Annotated in this window: 2 protein-coding genes; one reads left to right on the forward strand and one right to left on the reverse strand. The window is 45.1% G+C overall.

Annotated features, from left to right (window positions below):
- The coding region (metK, locus tag BKH46_RS09230; protein WP_095226532.1) for a methionine adenosyltransferase at window positions 1-932 on the reverse strand (932 nt) is incomplete at its 3' end.
- A gap of 173 nt (window positions 933-1,105) precedes the next feature.
- Between metK and BKH46_RS09235 the strand changes: the two genes are divergently transcribed.
- Entirely contained in the window at window positions 1,106-1,702 is a 597-nt protein-coding gene (locus BKH46_RS09235) for a peroxiredoxin (RefSeq protein ID WP_095226533.1), read from the forward strand.
- The last annotated feature ends 18 nt before the right edge of the window (window positions 1,703-1,720 follow it).

The raw sequence follows: 1,720 nt of genomic DNA on the forward strand, positions 1-1,720 counted from the left end.
ATAGACACAGGCTCAACCACGCCGATAGCATAAGCAAGCTGCACGGTCGCTTTCTCGCACGCCCCAGAGGCCACGAGATTTTTAGCGACATACCTAGCTGCATAAGCAGCGCTTCTATCGACCTTGCTTGGGTCTTTCCCGCTGAAAGCCCCCCCTCCGTGCGGACAGCTCCCACCATAAGTATCAACGATAATCTTACGCCCTGTGAGCCCTGCATCTCCTTGCGGGCCGCCGATGACAAACTTGCCTGTGGGATTGACATGGTATTTGATATCATCGTTGAGATATTGCTTGGGCAGGACTTTATAGACAATTTCTTCGATCACGGCCTCTCGGAGGTGCTTTTGCTCGACTTCAGGGGAGTGCTGCGTGGAGATAACGATTGTATCAATGCACACAGGCTTGCCATCGACATATTTGACCGTGACTTGAGATTTCCCATCAGGGCGTAAAAATGGCAACGTGCCGTCTTTGCGCTTTTGGGCGAGGGCGTGCGTGAGTTTATGGGCTAGCCAGATAGGCAAGGGCATTAAAGTGTCTGTTTCCTTGCAAGCAAAGCCAAACATCAGCCCCTGATCGCCTGCACCAATTTCCCCATCGACCCTATCAACGCCTTGATTGATATCAGGGCTTTGCTCGCCGATACCATTGAGCACAGCAGCGCTTCTGTAGTCAAAGCCATAGAGTGCGTCGGTGTAGCCAATGCTTTTGATGACTTCTCTGGCGATTTCTTGCATTGGGGCATACACAGCAGTTTTGAGCTCGCCTGCGATCACGCAAAAGCCATTACTCACAAGCGTTTCGCAAGCGACTCGGGCGTTTTTATCCCGACTAATGATATAATCCAAGACCGCGTCGCTAATCTGATCAGCCATTTTATCAGGATGTCCCTCTGTCACTGACTCAGAAGTAAAAAGAAATTCATTTTTCATAAACTCACCTTGTATTTTAAATTTTTTGCAGAATTGTATCACTTTTTTATAAATACCTTTTAAAAATCAGGCCGTTGGTATTAATTAACTTTTGATTGTTATGATTAGCAAGTGATAATTATTGTTTGTTATCAAAATCAAATGCGTCATCAAACGCAATCAAGGAGAATAAAATGTTAGTAACAAAAAAAGCCCCCGATTTTAAAGCAGCAGCCGTGTTGGCAAACAACGAAATTGTAGAAAATTTTGAACTATCTAAAAATCTAGGTAAAAACGGCGCTGTGTTGTTTTTCTGGCCAAAGGATTTTACCTTTGTGTGCCCCTCTGAAGTGATCGCCTTTGACCATAGAGTCAAGGATTTTAACGAAAGAGGTATCAATGTCATTGGCGTGTCTATCGATAGTGAAGTGGTGCATTTTGCGTGGAAAAACACCCCGATTGAAAAAGGCGGTATTGGCAATGTGACTTTCCCTATGGTCGCTGATATTACCAAGCAGATCTCAAGGGACTATGATGTGTTGTTTGATAGCGCTGTAGCCCTCAGAGGTTCATTTTTGATCGATAAAAACCAAGTAGTCCGCCACGCTGTCATCAACGACTTGCCCCTAGGCAGAAATGTTGATGAAATGATTCGTATGGTCGATGCGTTGCTATTCTTTGAAGAAAATGGCGAGGTATGCCCTGCTGGCTGGAGAAAAGGCGATAAAGGTATGAAAGCCACCCATCAAGGTGTTCAAGAATATCTCTCTCAAAACGCTTCTAAACTCTAAAGCCTTATGCTCTAAGCT

Origin of the sequence: Helicobacter sp. 12S02634-8, assembly GCF_002272865.1 — a bacterium.
Taxonomy (GTDB): domain Bacteria; phylum Campylobacterota; class Campylobacteria; order Campylobacterales; family Helicobacteraceae; genus Helicobacter_J.

Excerpts from the sequence above, each read along its gene's own strand:
- BKH46_RS09235 (WP_095226533.1), top strand. The coding sequence starts at position 1,106 with ATGTTAGTAACAAAAAAAGCCCCCGATTTTAAAGCAGCAGCCGTGTTG.